The sequence below is a fragment of the Acetobacter sp. AC2005 genome, assembly GCF_037901235.1.
In the GTDB taxonomy this organism is placed as follows: domain Bacteria; phylum Pseudomonadota; class Alphaproteobacteria; order Acetobacterales; family Acetobacteraceae; genus Acetobacter; species Acetobacter oryzoeni.
Window position 1 is genome coordinate 2,663,075 of record NZ_CP149625.1, and the last position, 18,332, is coordinate 2,681,406.

Annotated in this window: 15 protein-coding genes; 6 read left to right on the forward strand and 9 right to left on the reverse strand. The window is 52.4% G+C overall.

The features are described 5' to 3' along the window. Position 1 precedes the first annotated feature (1 nt). From QQM41_RS12685 to xdhC, 4 genes are read left to right on the forward strand one after another with little or no spacing between them, the layout of a single operon-like run. Positions 2–1,462, forward strand: a complete 1,461-nt coding sequence (locus QQM41_RS12685; protein WP_339077353.1) for a nucleobase:cation symporter-2 family protein — start codon at positions 2–4, stop codon at positions 1,460–1,462. Between the two features lie 36 nt (positions 1,463–1,498). Then, positions 1,499–2,980, forward strand: a complete 1,482-nt coding sequence (gene xdhA / locus QQM41_RS12690; RefSeq protein ID WP_339077354.1) for a xanthine dehydrogenase small subunit — start codon at positions 1,499–1,501, stop codon at positions 2,978–2,980. Beyond that, on the forward strand, positions 2,973–5,318 hold the full coding sequence (gene xdhB, locus QQM41_RS12695) for a xanthine dehydrogenase molybdopterin binding subunit (protein WP_339077355.1): 2,346 nt from the start codon (positions 2,973–2,975) through the stop codon (positions 5,316–5,318). Before xdhA ends, xdhB begins: the two co-directional genes overlap by 8 nt. A gap of 13 nt (positions 5,319–5,331) precedes the next feature. Then, positions 5,332–6,147 carry a xanthine dehydrogenase accessory protein XdhC gene (xdhC, locus tag QQM41_RS12700; protein WP_339077356.1) on the forward strand — a complete coding sequence of 272 codons (816 nt, stop codon included), beginning with the start codon at positions 5,332–5,334 and terminating at the stop codon, positions 6,145–6,147. Between the two features lie 4 nt (positions 6,148–6,151). Here xdhC and QQM41_RS12705 read toward each other — a convergent pair whose 3' ends face one another. From QQM41_RS12705 to QQM41_RS12725, 5 genes are read right to left on the reverse strand one after another with little or no spacing between them, the layout of a single operon-like run. Beyond that, positions 6,152–7,507, reverse strand: coding sequence for an AtzE family amidohydrolase (locus tag QQM41_RS12705; protein ID WP_339077357.1), 1,356 nt, complete (start codon positions 7,505–7,507; stop codon positions 6,152–6,154). Then, the gene (locus QQM41_RS12710; RefSeq protein WP_050819799.1) at positions 7,504–7,692 is read right to left on the reverse strand and encodes a DUF4089 domain-containing protein; all 189 of its coding nucleotides are present in this window, start codon (positions 7,690–7,692) and stop codon (positions 7,504–7,506) included. Before QQM41_RS12710 ends, QQM41_RS12705 begins: the two co-directional genes overlap by 4 nt. 12 nt (positions 7,693–7,704) lie before the next feature. After that, positions 7,705–8,109 carry an oxalurate catabolism protein HpxZ gene (hpxZ, locus tag QQM41_RS12715; protein ID WP_339077358.1) on the reverse strand — a complete coding sequence of 135 codons (405 nt, stop codon included), beginning with the start codon at positions 8,107–8,109 and terminating at the stop codon, positions 7,705–7,707. Between the two features lie 19 nt (positions 8,110–8,128). Further along, positions 8,129–9,370 carry an alanine--glyoxylate aminotransferase family protein gene (locus QQM41_RS12720; protein WP_339077359.1) on the reverse strand — a complete coding sequence of 414 codons (1,242 nt, stop codon included), beginning with the start codon at positions 9,368–9,370 and terminating at the stop codon, positions 8,129–8,131. A 2-nt stretch (positions 9,371–9,372) separates the two neighbouring features. Beyond that, positions 9,373–10,698, reverse strand: a complete 1,326-nt coding sequence (locus tag QQM41_RS12725; RefSeq protein ID WP_339077360.1) for an allantoate amidohydrolase — start codon at positions 10,696–10,698, stop codon at positions 9,373–9,375. Between the two features lie 329 nt (positions 10,699–11,027). Here QQM41_RS12725 and QQM41_RS12730 point away from each other — a divergent pair, with 329 nt between their 5' ends. Beyond that, the gene (locus QQM41_RS12730) at positions 11,028–13,367 is read left to right on the forward strand and encodes a TonB-dependent receptor plug domain-containing protein (RefSeq protein WP_339077361.1); all 2,340 of its coding nucleotides are present in this window, start codon (positions 11,028–11,030) and stop codon (positions 13,365–13,367) included. 62 nt (positions 13,368–13,429) lie between these two features. Further along, a complete protein-coding gene (locus QQM41_RS12735) occupies positions 13,430–14,803 on the forward strand; it encodes an 8-oxoguanine deaminase (protein ID WP_339077362.1) in 1,374 nt (457 codons plus the stop codon). Positions 14,804–14,823: 20 nt separating this feature from the next. On the opposite strand, the gene QQM41_RS12740 is transcribed toward QQM41_RS12735, so the two are convergent. The 4 genes from QQM41_RS12740 to QQM41_RS12755 all read right to left on the reverse strand — a co-directional run bounded on the left by QQM41_RS12740 (position 14,824) and on the right by QQM41_RS12755 (position 18,197). Then, on the reverse strand, positions 14,824–15,954 hold the full coding sequence (locus tag QQM41_RS12740; RefSeq protein WP_339077363.1) for a 2-oxoglutarate and iron-dependent oxygenase domain-containing protein: 1,131 nt from the start codon (positions 15,952–15,954) through the stop codon (positions 14,824–14,826). 112 nt (positions 15,955–16,066) lie between these two features. Continuing rightward, positions 16,067–16,834 carry an ABC transporter permease gene (locus QQM41_RS12745; protein ID WP_087652095.1) on the reverse strand — a complete coding sequence of 256 codons (768 nt, stop codon included), beginning with the start codon at positions 16,832–16,834 and terminating at the stop codon, positions 16,067–16,069. A 3-nt stretch (positions 16,835–16,837) separates the two neighbouring features. After that, positions 16,838–17,629 (reverse strand): ABC transporter ATP-binding protein, encoded by a 792-nt coding sequence (locus QQM41_RS12750; RefSeq protein ID WP_339077364.1) that lies wholly within the window; start codon positions 17,627–17,629, stop codon positions 16,838–16,840. Positions 17,630–17,666: 37 nt separating this feature from the next. Further along, complete coding sequence (locus QQM41_RS12755; protein ID WP_339077365.1) at positions 17,667–18,197, reverse strand: DUF2165 domain-containing protein; 531 nt, start codon at positions 18,195–18,197, stop codon at positions 17,667–17,669. Between the last annotated feature and the right edge of the window lie 135 nt (positions 18,198–18,332).

Consider the following 18,332-nt stretch of genomic DNA (forward strand, 5'->3'; position numbering starts at 1 on the left):
GATGAAAGCTGCCAGAAACGTTCCGCAAGCGGTTCATCCTGTAGATGAATTCCTGCCTTTCTGGCAGTTGGGTGTTTATGGGTTGCAGCATGTGCTCACATTCTATGCTGCATCCGTTATTGTGCCCATTCTGCTTGCCAGTGCTCTTGGGCTTTCGCACGATGCCTTGGAACACCTTATTGAAGCCGATCTATTTACCTGCGGCATTGCCTCTCTCATTCAGGCTGTAGGTATTGGCCCGCTTGGGGTAAAATTGCCGCTTTTGCAAGGGGTCACCTTTGTTTCCGTCACTCCCATGATCGCCATTGGCACGGCTGCCGGGGGCGGGATTGAAGGGCTGCATCAGATTTTTGGCGCAGTTATTGTTGCAGGCATTTTTTCCTACTTTGTGGCGCCATTTTTCTCACGCCTGATCCGTTTTTTCCCGCCTGTTGTCACCGGGTCTGTCATTCTGGTTATCGGGCTGGCTCTGCTGCCGGTGGCTGCCAATGATATTGTGAATGGCCAAGGCACAGGCACCATGCAAAACCCTGTCAGCCTGCGTAATGTTGCGTATGGCTTGGGCACGCTGCTGTGCATTCTGGCTGTTCAGCGTTTCTTCAAAGGTTTTATTGGCACCATTGCTGTGCTGGTCGGGCTGATTATGGGCACGCTGGTGGCATGGGTTTTAGGAGACGCGCATTTTGGAGATGTGTCTTCCGCTCCATTACTAACCATTGTGCGCCCGCTGTATTTTGGCATGCCCAGCTTTCATATCGTGCCCATTCTCTCACTGATTATCGTGATGATGATTTCCATGCTGGAAACAACGGGCGATGTGTTTGCCACCGGCGCGATTGTGGACAAAAAGATCACTCCGCGTGATATCACCCGCGCTATTCGGGCAGATGGGGCAGCCACAATGCTGGGGGGTATTTTTAACTCCTTCCCCTATACCTGCTTTGCTGAAAACGTCGGCCTTGTGCGGCTTACGGGCGTAAAAAGCCGGTGGGTTGTAGCTGCTGCAGCTCTTATCATGATGGTTATGGGCTGCCTGCCCAAACTGGCTGTGCTGATGGCCTGCGTGCCTCTGCCTGTGCTGGGCGGCGCTGCCTTGGCCATGTTTGCTGCTGTGGCTGTTGTGGGCATTCAAACCTTGGCGCAGGTCGATTTTGATAACCAGAATAACGGCATTATTGTTGGCACCAGTGTTGGCTTGGGCATGCTTGCTACGGCACAGCCCCACATTGCAGACCACTTTCCGGCATGGGCTCAGATCATCTTTGGCAGCGGCATCACACTAGGGGCCATGTCTGCCATTATCCTGCACCTCATCTTCAATCACGGCACGCATGATGCTGTTGAGGAGGACGTAGAGGCCGCCCCGCAACCAGCTACCACTCACCCGGAAATGTGGAAGAATGTTGTTGTGATCTCGGAAGATAAACTGGGCTCTCGGCCTCCCAAATCCTGCTCCAGATAAATCCTGACCCTATACTTCTTCTACAGAGACCAAAAAATGCGACACCATATAAGGTTTTATCTGGGTCAGACTTTGCACGAAGTGTCTGATCTTTCTCCCACTCACACAGTATTGGACTGGCTACGTGACCAAAAAGGGCTAACCGGCACCAAGGAAGGCTGTAATGAAGGAGACTGCGGTGCCTGCACAGTTATGGTTGTACGCCTTGAAAATGGCCAACTGACATGGCGCAGCGTAAACGCCTGTATCCAGTTTTTATGGATGCTGGACGGTGCGCAGCTTTTTACAGTTGAGCATTTGCAAAACCCGGATGGCTCACTGCATCCAGTGCAGCAGGCTATGGTCGATCTGCACGGGTCTCAATGCGGGTTTTGTACGCCGGGCTTTGTAATGTCCATGGTAGCTTATGTACAAAACGGCGGGGGAGATGACCCTAAAGCCATAAATACAGCGCTTGCTGGCAATTTGTGCCGCTGTACAGGGTATGCCCCCATTATCCGCGCCATGCAGCAGGCGCGCCGTATTATGGTGCAGCAGGGCAACCGTTTTGATGTGGAGAAACAGGACATAATCCTGCGCCTTTCTGCCTTACAGGATGGCAGCAGTGTAGATATTCAAAACACCCATGGCCGCATCACTTTACCTGCCAATTCCGATGTGCTTGCTGCCGTTTATCAGGAAAGCCCCAAGGCCACTCTTGTTGCTGGCGCTACAGATGTTGGCTTGTGGGTTACCAAGCACTTGCGCGATCTGCCGCATGTTGTTTCTGTAAGATCCGCCAAGGATCTGCTCAAACTCGAACAGCGTGATGGCGGTTTGTGGATAGGCGCAGCCGTAACATACACGCAGGCTCTTCCTGCCTTGGCAACGCACCTGCCAGATGCGTTGGAAACCGTAAAACGCATTGGCTCTACGCAGGTCAGAAATGCCGCTACTGTTTGCGGCAATATAGGCAATGCCTCACCCATTGGGGACGGGCCACCCTTGTTTATAGCCGCCGATGCTGTGCTGCATTTACGGCAAGGCGATACACGGCGGCAGCTTCCGTTGGAAAACTACTTTGTAGAATACGGAAAGCAGGACCGGCAGCCCGCTGAATTTATTGAAGGTATTTTCATACCGGATCAATCTGCCCAAACAATTATGCGTGCCTACAAGGTTTCCAAACGGTTTGATCAGGATATTTCTGCCATTATGGCTGCCTTTGCGGTTTCCATAAATGCAGAAGGCAAGATAACAGAAGCGCGTCTGGTTTTTGGCGGAATGGCGGGCATTCCCTGCCGCGCCAAAATGGCGGAAAAAGCTTTGGTTGGCCAAAAGTGGGATACAGAGACGTTAGAAGCCGCACGCACAGCCATACAGGATGACTTTACGCCCTTAACAGATATGCGGGGCAGTGCGTGGTATCGCTCCACTGTATCCGCCAACCTGTTAACGCGCTTTTTTGAAGAAACAGCCCATCAAGGCAGCGCTCAACCTATCTGCCTGGAAGGTTGGAGGGAGATTTCCCATGCTTAAAAAGCATATAAACGAGCCTCAAACTGTTCCCGGTGGCGCAACACAAAGCCTGAAGCATGAAAGTGGGCGCCTGCACGTTTCCGGCAAGGCAACGTATATTGATGATATTCCCACCCCCGCAAATGTTGTGCATGTGGTGCCCGGGTTAAGCACCAAGGCCCATGCTCGCATTGTTTCCATGGACCTGGAGCCCGTTAAGAATTTTCCCGGCGTTTTGTGCGTGCTTACTGCCCAAGATGTGCTGGGGGAAAACCAGGTTAGCCCCGTAGGCGCGGGGGATGAACCTCTTTTGGCCACTGATGAGGTTTTTTATTACGGCCAGCCCATTTTTGCCGTTGTGGCCGAAACACGTCTGGCAGCCCGCAAAGCCGCGCGCAAAGCCAAGATTGTGTATGAAGACCTGCCTGCAGTTCTTTCCGTTGAAGAAGCCCGCCAAAAAGGCGGAGGCATGGTGTGCCGTCCGCTTGAAATGGTGCGTGGCAATGCTGAAAGTGCTCTAGAAAATGCTCCCCAACGGCTTTCCGGGCGCATTACAGTTGGGGGGCAGGAACAGTTTTATCTGGAAGGGCAAGCTGCACTCGCTACGCCGGGCGAAGAAGGGGAGATGCGCATATGCTCCTCCACACAGCATCCCACAGAAACCCAGCACATGGTGGCGCATATTCTTAACCGCCCCAGCAATTTGGTAACTGTAGAGGTGCGCCGTATGGGCGGCGGCTTTGGTGGTAAGGAAACACAGGCCAATGCTCCGGCCTGTCTGGCTGCCTTGGCTGCAGAAATAACCCAACGCCCCGCAAAATGCCGCCTTGATCGTGATGATGATATGATCATGACAGGCAAGCGGCATGACTTTGTGATTGATTATGATGTTGGCTTTGATGCGCAAGGGCATATTCAGGGTGTAGATATGCTGCTGGCCGCACGGTGCGGATGGTCTGCTGATTTATCTGGCCCGGTAACGGATAGAGCGCTGTTTCATGCAGATAACGCCTATTACTACCCGGATGTGCGGCTGCGCTCAGAACCCTTTCGCACCAACACGCAGTCCAACACAGCATTCCGGGGCTTTGGTGGCCCCCAAGGCATTGCTGCCGCCGAACGGGTTGTAGAAGAAATTGCCTTTGCCACGGGGCTGGACCCGCTGGATGTGCGTTTGCGCAACACTTACGGCACGCAAGACAAAAACATCACGCCGTATTTCATGACCGTGGAAGATTCCATTTCCCGGGAAATCATGGAACAGCTTGCTGAAGAATGTGATTACCGTAAACGCCGTGAGAAACTCCGTGCCTTTAACCGCACCAGTCAATACATTCGCCGCGGCATAGCCCTTACGCCCGTTAAATTTGGCATTTCCTTTACCGCCACGCATTTCAATCAGGCTGGCGCTCTGGTGCATGTCTATACGGATGGTTCCGTGCAGGTAAATCACGGCGGCACAGAAATGGGGCAGGGGCTGCATACCAAAATGGTGCAAATTGCCATGCGGGAATTTGGCCTGCCCGAAAACCGCGTGCGCATTACGGCCACAACCACAGGCAAGGTGCCCAACACATCAGCCACAGCAGCATCCAGCGGGGCAGACCTAAACGGCATGGCCGTGCTAGATGCCATCAGCAAAATTAAGGAACGGCTTATCAGCTTTGCCGCCACGCATTGGCAGGTGCCAGAAAGCGCCGTGCATTTTGGAGCCAATGGCGTGCAGGTGGGAGAAAACTGTATTCCGTTTGTGGATGTGGTGAAGGCCGCCTATATGGCCCGTGTTTCGCTCTCTTCATCCGGTTTTTACAAAACACCCAAAATTTCGTGGGACCCGAAAACCGGCCGCGGCCGCCCATTTTACTATTTTGCCTACGGAGCCGCCTGCGCAGAAGTTGCGGTTGACCTGCTAACCGGTGAAAACCGCATGGAGCGCGTGGATATCCTGCATGATGCCGGGCAATCCCTAAACCCAATTTTGGATATTGGCCAAATTGAAGGGGGCTTCATACAAGGGGCAGGGTGGCTGACAATGGAAGAGCTGGTGTGGGATCAAACAGGCCGGCTGCGTACACATGCCCCCAGCACCTATAAGATTCCGGCCTGCTCAGACAGACCGCCGATTTTTAATGTGAAGCTGCTTGAGAACTCCCCCAACCGGGAAGAAACCATCTTCCGTTCCAAAGCTGTGGGGGAACCACCTTTTGTGCATGGGCTGGCAGTATTGCATGCCATCTCGGACGCCATAGCAAGCATTGCGGACTATCGCATCTGTCCGCAACTGGATGCACCCGCCACACCAGAGCAGATTTTACGCACAGTGGAGCGGCTTAAAAAACAAAAGGACATGCCTCACTAATACGGAGCTGATCATGCGAGAGGTTGCAAGGGTTCTTCAACACTGGCACCGCCATCCAGAACAGCTCATTCTTGTGCGTGTTACGGAAGCCAAAGGCTCCACCCCGCGTGAAACAGGTGCCTTCATGCTGGTGGGCACCTCTTTTCTAGCCGGAACTGTGGGTGGTGGCGCATTGGAGCATGAATGCGTTGCACAGGCACGCCAGATGCTGTGCCAGCACGAAAAGCTGCGTGAACATGAATTTATTCTGGGTGGGCAAAATACCAACCAGTGCTGCGGAGGCTGGGCACGCGTGCGGCTGGAGCGTGTAACACCAGATATTGTGAACGAACTGGAAAACAATATTCGGCAAGAACTTGAAGCGCGCCCGGTGCTGCTGATGTTTGGCGCTGGCCATGTTGGGCGTGCCTTGGCCTATAGCTTGGCACCGCTACCCCTGAGATTGATTTGGATAGACCCCAGAGAACACGAATTCGGCCCTGTGCCCGCAGGCGTAGAAACACGCATAACAGACCAATGGGAACCAATATTGCACACTGCACCTGCCAAAGCAGGCGTGCTGGTACTTACACCCAGCCACACCTTGGATGCGTTAATTATAGAATCTGCTCTTTTGCGGGATGATCTCTCTTACGTGGGGCTTATTGGCTCTGCCACCAAACGCAGGCGGTTTGAACACAGCTTCCGCCAGCTTGGCATGGAAGAAGAGCGCTTACAGTCCCTCATTTGCCCCATAGGAGAGCGCGGGATCCGGGATAAACGGCCAGAAGTTATTGCCGCCCTTGTTGCGGCGGAAGTGGTGGAGCATGTGCTCCACCCATCCCCATAACTGTTTAGGCCATTTCTTTTTCTGGCAGGGGCACGCACCCTGCCAAACCGCTTTTCTTCAGCGCCCGCGCAACACTGAACAGCGCGGCTTCCTGCCCCGGAGCAGCAACAAGCTGCAAGCCAAGCGGCAAAGAGCCTGTATTTTTCAAGGGCAAGCACAATACAGGCAAGCCTGGCAGGCTAAGCGGTTGCGTAAACAGGCCCAGATTAGCCCTGGCAGATACAGGTTTACCGTCCACCATAACAGTGGGTTGGTCTAGCAAAGGCGCTTCCCCCATAACAGCAGGTGCTATGAGAACATCTGTTTTCTGAAAGAGTTCGTGGATTTTTGCACGAAACCAGTTTCTAAAACGCTGAGCCTGCAGATAGGTGGATGATGGCAATAAAGCTCCGGCAATCAGGCGGTCTCGCGTGGCAGGATCATATTCTTCTGCCTGTTTGCGCAGGCGCGGCAGGTGCAGGTTTCCGCCTTCTGCCGCAGTTATCAGAAAAGATGCCGCACGTGCGCTTGCCACTTCTGGCAATTCAACCGTGCTGGTGGTTTGCAAGCTGGCGCAAACACGGTCCAGTGCTGCCACAAGGGCAGGCGCCAGATTGGATGCAAACCATCCCCCCAATCTGGAAATCCGCAGCGTATCGGCTGCTGGTTCTGGCGCTTGTGTGCTGCCATCCATCACGTAAAACGTTGTAATCAGATCATCCAGAGAGGATGCAAAACTGCCCACTACATCCAAACTGGCAGAAAACGGATAGGCACCAGCGCGGGGCAGGCGGCCAAAAGTAGGTTTTATCCCCCACACACCGCACAATGATGCCGGAATACGAATAGATCCGTTGGTATCAGACCCAAGGGTAAATGGTAGAAAACCCGCAGCAACAGCCGCAGCAGACCCACCGGAGGACCCCCCTGCCATACGGGCCAGATCATGCGGATTATGGGTTGTGCCGTAATGAGCATTTACGGTTGCAAAACCGTAAGCAAACTCATCCATGTTCAATGTTGCAACGGGAATGGCCCCAGCAGCTTTAAGCCGCTGCACAATGGCAGCATCTTTTTGTGCAGGTGGCGTATTGCGCAGCACAACAGAGCCTGCCGTGGTTACGTGGCCTGCAATATCAAACAGGTCCTTCACACCAAATGGCACACCTGCCAATGGGGGCAAAGTTTGGCCCGCCTGCCGCATGGCATCTATTTTCTGGGCCTGTAGCAAGGCCTCATCTGCAAAAAGATGCGTGACACTCTGGATACCATGATCCTGTGTACGCAACGTATTTAATGTTTCCTGAATGATGGAAACTGCACTTTTTTTACCAGAGCGAATAGCCTCCGCAATGGCATGCGCGCTGGAAAAACGGGTCATGGAATGTACTCGTATGCTGGTTCACACGTATCGGGCAGGGTATGCTGTTCAACCAGTTTGGCATAGTGCGCCAAAAGGGCGGAATTGCTGATAACCCCCGGCAGGCATGTGGGAGAAAGATCTAGCCCTATGGCTGTTGCGCGTGCGTGCACAAGATTTTCCTGATCAGAGGAAGGGGCGGTCATGGGCCTATTTCCTTATAAAGCAGGTCTTTCGGTTTCTGGCCGCGCCGCCATGAGTGACACATGGGCTGCCAGAATTTTCCATCCATTGTCAGCCCGTATCCATGTCTGCATCTGACGGCCGATACGATCCGACCCTTCACGCTGGAATTCCAGACTGACAACGGCACTTTCAGTGCCAATGGCGGTAATAGTGCGCCGCAAGTTACGGCGTGGCGGGCTTCCTCCTTTTCTGGAGCGGCGAAACGCTGCTATTTCTTCCGCTCCATACAGGTTCTCACCCACGCCGTAGCGCACCACTTCCGGGCCATTCCAGAACAGATCATCCAGAACTTGCACATCATTTTCGGCCAGAGCGCGTTCATAAAGGTCTGAACAGGCTTCAACCTGCCGGAGTGTTTCTGGATTATTCAGTTCCATTGCACTTTACTCCGTTAGTTTACGGCCAAGCTGCCATGGCAGCATCCACCGCAGCGCCGCGCGGGGGCTTAAACCCTTCAGCAGCCAAAGCCGCTTCCAATGCACCCAATGTCAGCAACACTTTGTGTTTAACGGCATTGTAACCCATGGTGCCAATCCGCCAGATTTTGCCAGTAAGCGGGCCAAAAGCCGTGCCGATTTCAATGCCAAAATCGTCCCGCATACGCATGCGAACTTTGTCTCCATCCACACTGGCTGGAATCCACACGCCTGTAACGTTAGCCATACGGTGTGCATCATCACCAAAAATGGTCAGCCCCATTGCGCGCAGGCCCGCAATAAGCGCCGTACTGGCCATTTTGTGGCGGGCAAAGCGGTTTTCCAGCCCTTCTTCCAGCACAATACAGGCAGCCTCTCTGGCGCCGTACAACATGGTGGTTGCTTCGGTATGATGGTTCAGCCGCTTTTCAGACCAGTAATCCATCACCATGGCCAGATCGAAATAGTTGGATGGAATACGCGGGCGCAGCCCATCCGTAAGGTTTGCACTGCGAATACCGGCCTCTACATGGCGGCGGGCCATAATGTGCTCGGCAGCCCGGTCCGAAATGGTAATGGGGGCAGAACCCGGGGGGCCGCCCATGCATTTCTGCAAACCGCCGGAGATCACATCAATCCCCCACTGATCGGTACAAACCGGCACACCACCCAGTGTGGCCGTAACATCTGCATAGGAAAGGACATTGTATTTTTTACACAATGCGCCAACGCCATCCAAAGGCTGCGCCATTGTGGTGGAGGTATCACCGTGAATACAGGCCAGAACCTGCGGCTTATGTTCCTGCAATGCCGCTTCTATCTGCTCTAGCGAGGCCACTTCACCCCACGGCAGATCCAGCGTGCAGATTTCTGCCCCTATGCGTTCTGCAATTTCTGAAAGCAGCAAACCAAAGCGACCAGCCCGCACAATAAGAATTTTCGCGCCCGGCTCCACCAGAGAAACAAGAGCCGCTTCAATACCGGCACGGGCCGTGCCATCTACCAGAAATGTCCATTTGTTCTGTGTCATGAATACCTGACGATACAGCGCCATGGTTTCATTCATGTATTCCGTCATTTCCGGGTCAAACTGCCCCAGCATATCGGCAGACATGGCACGCAAAACACGCGGGTGGGCATTAATGGGGCCGGGGCCCATCAAAAACCGTTGGGGCGGATCAATCTGTTTGAACATTGGTGAAATCATACGGGTTTGCTCCATGATTAAGCGGCTTTTTCTGATGGAATATTCTGGATGAAATCGCACATGACACGTAAAGCCGTTTCTACATCTTCATCCTGCACAGCTTCGGCAGGGTTGTGGCTTATGCCTTTTTCACAGCGGATAAACAGCATGCATACAGGGGTAAGGGCAGCCATGATCATGGCATCATGCCCGGCACCACTTACCAGCGCATAAGCCGGTTGCCCCGTGACTGTTTGAATGGATGATGCCAGAATATTGCTAAGTTGCGGGTTACACGGTGTGGCGGAAAGATCATGCTGAAGTGCAAGTTCCATTTCCACGCCGCGTTTTTGGCTGATCTCGTGCAGGGCTTGGGTTAGTGTTTCTGCGGCTTTGTTGCGCACATTTTCGGTGCCAGCACGCACATCAATACTAAACTCCACCCAGCCCGGCACAATATTGGGCGCACCGGGCTTTACACTCATTTGCCCAACGGTTGCCACCAGATCATCAGGCCCTGATTGCGCAATTTTTTCTATGCAGGAAATGGCTTCAGCAGCAGCAGCCAAGGCATCCTGGCGCAAATGCATGGGCAATGTGCCCGCATGCCCGGCCATGCCTTTCATTGTCACCTTAAACCGGTATTGCGCGGCAATAGATGTCACCAGCCCAACGGCATGGTGCGTGCTTTCCAGAACAGGCCCCTGTTCTATATGCGCTTCAAAATACGCCAGAACCTGAGAGGGCTTATAGCTGGCCTCCAGATATTGCGCGGGGTCTAGCCCACTTTCCTGAAGTGCTTGCTGGATGCTGGTGCCTTGAGCATCCTGTACATCTGGCAACGCGTCCAAGGAACCTGCTACAGCGCGGGATGTTAGCATGGAAACAGGAAAGCGCGATCCTTCTTCATCCCCAAAACCGATCACCTCTATGGCGAAGGGGAAACGCTTTTGCTGTGCACGAAAGCTGGCAACGGCCTCTATGCCCAGAATAACGCCTAATGTGCCATCATACTTGCCTGCGTTTTTCACACTATCAAGATGAGAACCAATCAACAGAGCAGGGGCGTTGGGCGTAAGACCTTCATAACGGCCAATCAGATTACCTGCAGCATCTATCCGGCAATGCATGCCGGCATCTTCCATCCATTCACGCACCTGCTTCACTGTCGCCGTATAGGCGGGGGATAGATAGGAGCGGAACAGGCCATCCGGTATATCTGAAAAAGGAGGATGCACTAAAAAGTCACACCGTTGCACTGCCCTTTTCCCGGACGCATCTGCAACACGTAAAACATTGGGCAGGATTTGCATACGGGCCTCTGGGGTTAGGAGGTCAATCAAAAGCGTTCGTTCTTGCGCCATATCAAGGGCGAAACAAACTATACGCAGGTTTTTTCCGTTCTCTCAAAAGCAAAAAAAGCAATGTTGCATTGCCAAATTCAGATCAGGCGGCGCTCTTAAAACAGCAACAAGAAAGTGCCTTTTTTATTTTTGTGCGTTCGCTTATAAGCCTATATATATCGATATCGTATCGTTTTATAGCCCGCTGCCCGGAGCCTTAATCTCATGTCGGAAGCTTACTCAAAGATCTCTGCTGATTTTCAAATTGCGGCTCTTGCACAGGCCAATTTGAAAAAAAAGGCCTTGTGTTCCTGCATCGTTGTTAAGCTTCCCTGCTGAGGAATTTTCTCATGTCCTTTCGGATTATTGCGCCAGCCCGCCCAGTTCTGTCCCGACTGACATATCGCCAACATCTGGCAACGTTGTCCTGCCTTGTCAGTGCTGTTGGGTTTTGTGCCAGTCTTTCTACGGCGCAAGCACAAACGGCCACGGCAGCCAAAAAATCATCCCAGCTCACACGGGCATCTGCAACATCTTCCGCTGCACATGTGCGCACGCGCTCCACAAAAGCGATTGAGGCACACGGAACGGAAGAAGTTTCGGTGGGGTCCACACGCCGCAAGCGCAATGGCGGCGGCGGCATGATGCGGCTTGAAACAGCTCCCCATGCCGTGCAGACGGTCACCAAAGAATATATTGATATGCGCAGCCCCGTTTCCACATCTCTGGATCTGGTTAAAAACCTGCCGAGTGTGAACGTGACCACCCCGGATACATCGGGCATGCAGGGCGGGCAGGTGCAGACACGCGGCCTGACAGACCGTGACATGGCCATTATGGTGGATGGCATTTCTGCCGGGCAGGCAAAATATCTGGCAGAAATTATTGATTCAGAAAACGTGGATGAAGTGAGCATCACACCCGGCAGTGCGGCGCGTGATCTGCCCGTTATGTCTGCTGCCGGTGGGGTAATGAACTCCAAATCCCATATCTCCTCCCACAAATTTGGCGGTATGACGGATTTTTCCTACGGCACCAACAACCTCTCGCGTGAGTTCATCCGCCTTGATTCCGGTGATATCGGCAACAGCGGTATCCGGGGCTACTTCTCCTTTTCCAACACGCATGCACGCAGCTGGATGGGCTCTGGCATTAACGAGCGTAAGCATATTGATTTTGGCGCCCGCAAGGATTGGGAAAACGGGTCCAACGCCAACCTGTTTATCTCATGGAACTCTGCTGACTGGACAATTGATAACTACCCCACAGAAGACCAGTTCATGCGGTACAAGCACACGGGGCAGGGTTGGGATCGCTCATCCCATCCGGGTAACGCGAACTACTGGAAGAACAACGCTGACCACTGGAACCAGATCTTCCTGAGTGCGCCTATCCACACCGTTATTACAGACAAGCTGTCCTTCGATCTGCACCCATACCTTACCTATGGGCAGGGCTGGAGCGCCAAACCCAATGGCGCGGAAGCCAACTCTGCGGGTGATATGCAGAACACGATTGGCTACTTTCAGGAACATGGTGACCGCGTAGTGGGTGCCACGGCATCACTCGGCTACGATATTGACAAGCACAACCACCTGACCTTCGGTTACTGGTATAACAACAGCCAATCAGACCGCAGCTACCCCACCAGCTTTGCCATGCCCGCAGGGGGCGCACCCAGCCCGAACTGGTCTCAGTATCGCATTGATAAAGGTGATCGGCAGGTTGCGGGATATGAAATCCACTCGCTGTTCATTCAGGATACAGCCAAGTATCTGCATGATAAACTTCTGATTAACGGCGGCTTCAAGTTTGTGATGTCCAACGCGTGGAACAAGGATTACTACGGCAGACAGGGGCGTAACAGCACGGCACCATTGCCGCAGCTTTCCATCAGCTACAACATCAATGATCAGAACCAGATTTATGTGAATGCGGAAGGGGATTACCGTCAGCCAACAGAAAACGATATGGGCTGGCTGTACACGGATGTGCCGATCCTGAAAAACCAGTACTCCATCAAGGAAGAACTGGGTTACCGCTACCACAACCGCTACATGATGATGGATCTGTCATTCTTCAACTACAACGTGACCAACCGTGTGGTTGACCAGTATATGGGCATGAACAACTACCGCCCGTTCTCCATCGGCAGCCAGACCATGCGCGGGCTGGACTTCATGATCGCCGGGCGTGAGATCCATGGCTTCAGCCCTTATGCCTCTGTGGAGTATCTGCACGCCACGCAGGACAGCAACGTGTTCGATCCGTACCAGAACGTCATGCTGCATTCCAAGGGCACGCAGGCCATTATGGCGCCACGGGTTATGGCCAACTTTGGTTTGACGTATAAGTATAAAGGCTTCTTTGCCAACGGTTCCGTCCATTACACCGGCCCGCAGTCCGTCAGCGTTGCCGGAGACCAGAGAATACCGGGTTACGTGACCAACAGCCTGACAGTTGGGTATCACTTCAAGCCATTTGGCTTTGTGAAGTCCCCCACTTTCCGGTTGAACTTCACCAACCTTACCGGTTCCATTGTGCGTACGGGTGCCATGGGCGCTGTTTACAGCAAGCATGATGCCGGCACGGTTTATAGCGGTAGTTCCGCAGCTTACACAGGTTACGGCAATACCTTTATGGTGGAACCACGCTTCTCCATGACAGGCACGATCTCTACCTCTTTCTAATACCGTCCTGAACCAACTTAACGCCCCTCTCTTTGCAACAAAGGGAGGGGCTAGGTGTTTTTATGATGTCACGTAGATACTTGCTGAAAAACGCCCTGTGCCTCGTCACGATGGATGATGCCCGGCAGGAGCTGAAAAACGGGTGGATCGTGACAGAGGGGCGGCAGATTGTCGCCCTTGGTGGTATGGAAGACCCGCATCCTCCCGCGGATGACGTGCTGGATATGTCTGGCCATGTGGTTATGCCCGGCATGGTGAATACGCACCACCACATGTACCAATCCTTAACACGGGTTATTCCGCAGGCTCAGGACGCATCTCTGTTCCAATGGCTGCAAACGCTTTACCCCATCTGGGCACGCCTTACGCCAGACATGGTAAAAGCCTCCACGCGCACGGCCATGGCAGAACTGCTGATGTCTGGTTGCACCACAACCAGTGATCATCTTTACCTTTTCCCCAACGGATGCCGCCTTGATGATGAAATTGAGGCTGGGCTTGAAATGGGTATGCGCTTTCATGCCTGCCGCGGCAGCATGAGTGTTGGAGAAAGTGCAGGGGGACTGCCGCCGGATAGTCTGGTGGAAAAAGAAGCCGACATTCTGCGTGATACGCTACGCGTGATTGAAACGTACCATGACCCGGAACCACTGGCGATGCTGACCGTAGGCGGCGCGCCGTGTTCTCCTTTTTCTGTTAGCCGGGAACTCATGCGTGACATGGCAGAGCTAGCCCGCACCACAGGCACCCGGCTACACACACATCTGGCCGAAAACCAGCACGATGTGGCTTACAGCAAGGAACGCTTTGGCCAGACACCTGCAGAATATGCAGAAGATGTTGGCTGGGTTGGTGCCGATGTATGGCATGCCCATTGCGTTAAACTAGATGCCGCAGGGATGGCCCGCTTTGGCCAGACAGGTACGGGAATAGCGCATTGCCCATGTTCCAACATGCGCTTGGCATCTGGCATTGCCCCTATTTGGTCTATGCAGAAGCAGGGTGTTCCTGTCGGGTTGGGGGTTGATGGGTCTGCGTCTAATGATGGCGCGAGCATTCTGGCAGAAGCACGGCAAGCCATGCTGGTTTCCCGTCTATTATCTGCTCAGGATGAACAGGCCATGATGCTCAAAGCGCGTGATGTGTTGACTTTAGCCACACGCGGAGGGGCCAGAGTTCTGGGCCGCACTGATATTGGCCAGTTAACGGTAGGAAAAGCGGCCGACATTATTGCGTTTGATATGCGCAAGCTGGAATACACCGGCGCATTAAGTGACCCGGTAGCAGCCTTGGTGTTCTGCACCCCATCTTCCGTTGCCTTTAGTATGGTTAACGGCAAAGTACTGATACAGGATGGCCATTTTACAAAGCTGGATGTGAATATGGTTATAGAACAGCATAACCATCTGGCACAAAAACTGTATGAGGGAAGTTAACATTCCCCCATACGCACCCATTACTTGTGCTTTTGCACAAAGTTGGCATGTAGGCGCTGGTAGATGTAGTCTTCCGCTGTAATTGGCGGGTATTTACCTTCTGGCCCTTCAATAACAGCCTCCCGGTTTGCCTGACAGAAAAAGGGAACAGACAAACGTGGGCCAAGGTATTCGCCTGGTTGCGGCATACGCACGCGGTGGAGGGTGGACTTTAGTTTATCATCGCTCCAACGCATAAGCATGTCACCAATATTGCAGGTGACAGCACCTGCCACGGGTGTCACTTCTGTCCAGGCATTGGATGAAATTTCATTGCCTGGGCAAAGCTGCAAGCCGCCTTCACCTTCACGCAGGTGCAGGAGTGTCAGGCAATCAAAGTCTGAATGCGCACCTGCACGCCATTGCTTGAAATCTTCCGGTTTGGCGTTTTCCATGCTCATGTAGTGGATAAGGCGTAAGGTGCACTGATACCCCGGAGAAGATCTTTTACAGCACTCTGCAAAGAAATCTTTTTCAAACCCAAGTTTTTCTGCAAAGCAGGACAGTATTTTCATGGCAAGCTGCCAGTTATCTTCCTCAAATTGCAGGAGTTTTGCCTGAAATCCGGGAAGAACCTGCTCATCCGGCCACAGATTATCCATTTCCGGCAAAGTAATCTGGTAAGATTCCTTGTTATCTGGCGTGCCGGTGGAAGGCCGTACCTGAGAGCAATATTCCCAGCCCGCATTTACGGTGGGCTTCTTTTTGAAAACTTCCTTTTCAGACATAGGAAGAGCAAAAAACCTTTTTGCCTCCGCAAAAGCGTTATCAATGTCTTCTAACGAAATTCCGTGATTGATAACCTGAAAAAAACCATCCTGAGTTGCGGCATTCCACAGATCATCCGCAATCTGGGCGCGTCTATTCTCGTAGTCTGAAAAATCTATAACAGGGATGGAGCGGACGGAGGTTGTGCCCATGCTGCCTATAGTGGCCTCACGCTTAAGCTCTTCCATAGGGTAATCAGGGGTGGTTTTGGTATTCAGGGTCATGGCGTTTCTCACACAAATTGCAAACTGGCCCATAGGGCTTAGCAGTTGGTACAAACCAGCATGTGGGAAAGCGTGTTTTCTAGCGGCCAAAGCTTCCCCCATGCTGAATAAGACCAACATGGTGGAGCAATGCCCAGAATATTTCTATTCCGACCGCTTCTACTCACTTGTTGTAGTATAGATCTTGATGTTTCGATAAGTCAACAAAATGATATTGGTAAACACTCTATTTCTAGTGCTGAACACGGTTATGCAAGACAAGCTTTCTGATACTGCTTGTGGCCATATAAAGGGCAAGGCCGGTAAGGGTAATCATGAACAGCGCAGCAAACATGCGCGGAATATCCATCTGGAACCCAGCCTGCAAAATCTCGTAAGCCAAACCGGCACTGTTGCCACCCGTGCCAGCCACAAACTCGGCCACCACAGCGCCAACAAGAGCCAAGCCGCTGGAAATTTGCAAGCCCGCCATAAACATGGGCAGAGCACTGGGTATTTGCAGGCGCAAAAGCGTTTTCAGGCGTGAGGCCTTGTGCATACGGAAAAACGCTTCCAGCCCCGGATCAACACTTTTAAGACCTTGCAACGTATTGGAAATAATAGGGAAAATAGCAATCAGCGTGGCGCAGATAACAAGTGCCAACAGTGTTGTTTTTACTAAAATGATAATCAATGGGGCAAGAGCCACCACAGGTGTAACCTGCATGAGCACCACATAAGGCATCAGGCTGCGTTCAATAAGCGGATGCTGCACCAGCACAAAAGCAACCAGAACCCCCAGAACGACAGAAACACAGAGTGCTGCCAATGTAACGGTAAGCGTACTGTAAAGCGCGTGGCAGAGCGTATCAATATTGCTGAACAAAGAACGTGCAATATCAGATGGTGCCGGCATAAGATAAGGCGGGATATGCCAGAAATAACAAACACCTTGCCACAACAGCAAAAACAGAATGCCTACAGCAAGGGGGGCAAAAATGGATATCAGGCGGGCAGGCATAAGTTAAGCCACCTCTGCAAGAAGGGAAGAGTGAGATGCCTCAATAAGCAGTTTGCTCAGGTCCTGGCATATCGTGGCAAATGTATCGCTGAGGCGAAATTCCTCATTTCTGGGAATGCTTGGGTCAATTTCATATTCGGCAAATATCCGGCCCGGATGCGCCGCCATAACCATCACGCGGGTGGAAAGAAAAGCGGCCTCATACAAAGAATGCGTTACAAACAACAGGGTAAGGTCATCCTTGGCGCATAGCGTGGCCATGTCCTCATCCAGCCGGTTGCGCGTTAATTCATCCAAAGCGCCAAAGGGTTCATCCATTAAAAGCAGGTTAGGGCGCGTGACCAATGCCCGCGCAATGGAAACACGCATCTTCATCCCGCCTGAAAGCTGGGCGGGAAAGCGCTCTGCCGCATGGGCCAAGCCTACAATTTCCAGCGCATGCTGCACGCGTGGCGCTGATACATCCGGAGAAATCCCTTCCAGATCTAACGGCAAACGTACGTTTTTGCGCACCGTGCTCCACGGCATAAGCGTAGGTTCCTGAAACACAAAGGACAGGCGGCGATTTTCCTTGCCGACTTCTGCAAACCCTTTGTTCCACCACGTCAAATGCCCAGAAGATGGTTGGTGTAAGTTGGCAATCAGCTTCAGCAATGTGCTTTTGCCGCAACCAGAAGGGCCAATTAGGCCAATACGTTCCTTGGGATGAATATCCAAGGTAATAGGTGCCAACCCCCGAACACCGTTTGGAAAGGTTTTTTCAGCAGATTGAATGCTGATAACGGTTTCTTGCATGATCTATCCAAACTTTGCAGAAGAATAAGGCGGTAGGTTATTCGGGCTGCTGCACGTAAATGCACACAGCCAGCATGGTTATAAAAAAGCGGAATGCAGGTTGCTGGCCGTTCCATGTCTGTGATTGCCACATAAGAAACCACTCGGCCCCTACAACAGAAAAACCAAAAAACCAGATCAGAAACCCCAAAGCCGTGGCTGCTGGCACAAACTTTTTTGCGGTTTTAAAGGCATCTTCCGGGGCCCCAAGGCGCGCACTCATCTGATAAGCTGCAATGGCAAAAAGCAGACCGGTTACGGCTTCCCCCAAAATAATCAGGCCGTAAAATAGGTGCCACAGAACAGGTTGGGATATGGCGCGCCACATCAGGCTGTTGCCGCGGAATGTTGTATCCATGCTAAGAACATGGCTTACAAACTGAAAGTTCGAGTTGTAATCAGTAACGTTATTTAGCGCGACAATCAGGCCAAACGCACCCAATGCTCCTACCATAACGATTTTAGCCAGCCGAGAAATAGCAACTGGGGAAGAAAAAGCAGAGAGACGCGGCATATAACATTCCTGCATAGAAATGATTTATGCAGTTTAGGCCATTCAATCCTGCGAAGATCAAGGGGTAAATCGTTACAAAAAAAGCAATGAAGCGTGCTCTATTTTACAGCTTCCCAAACGCGCACGTTCTGTATGAACATACCGAATACG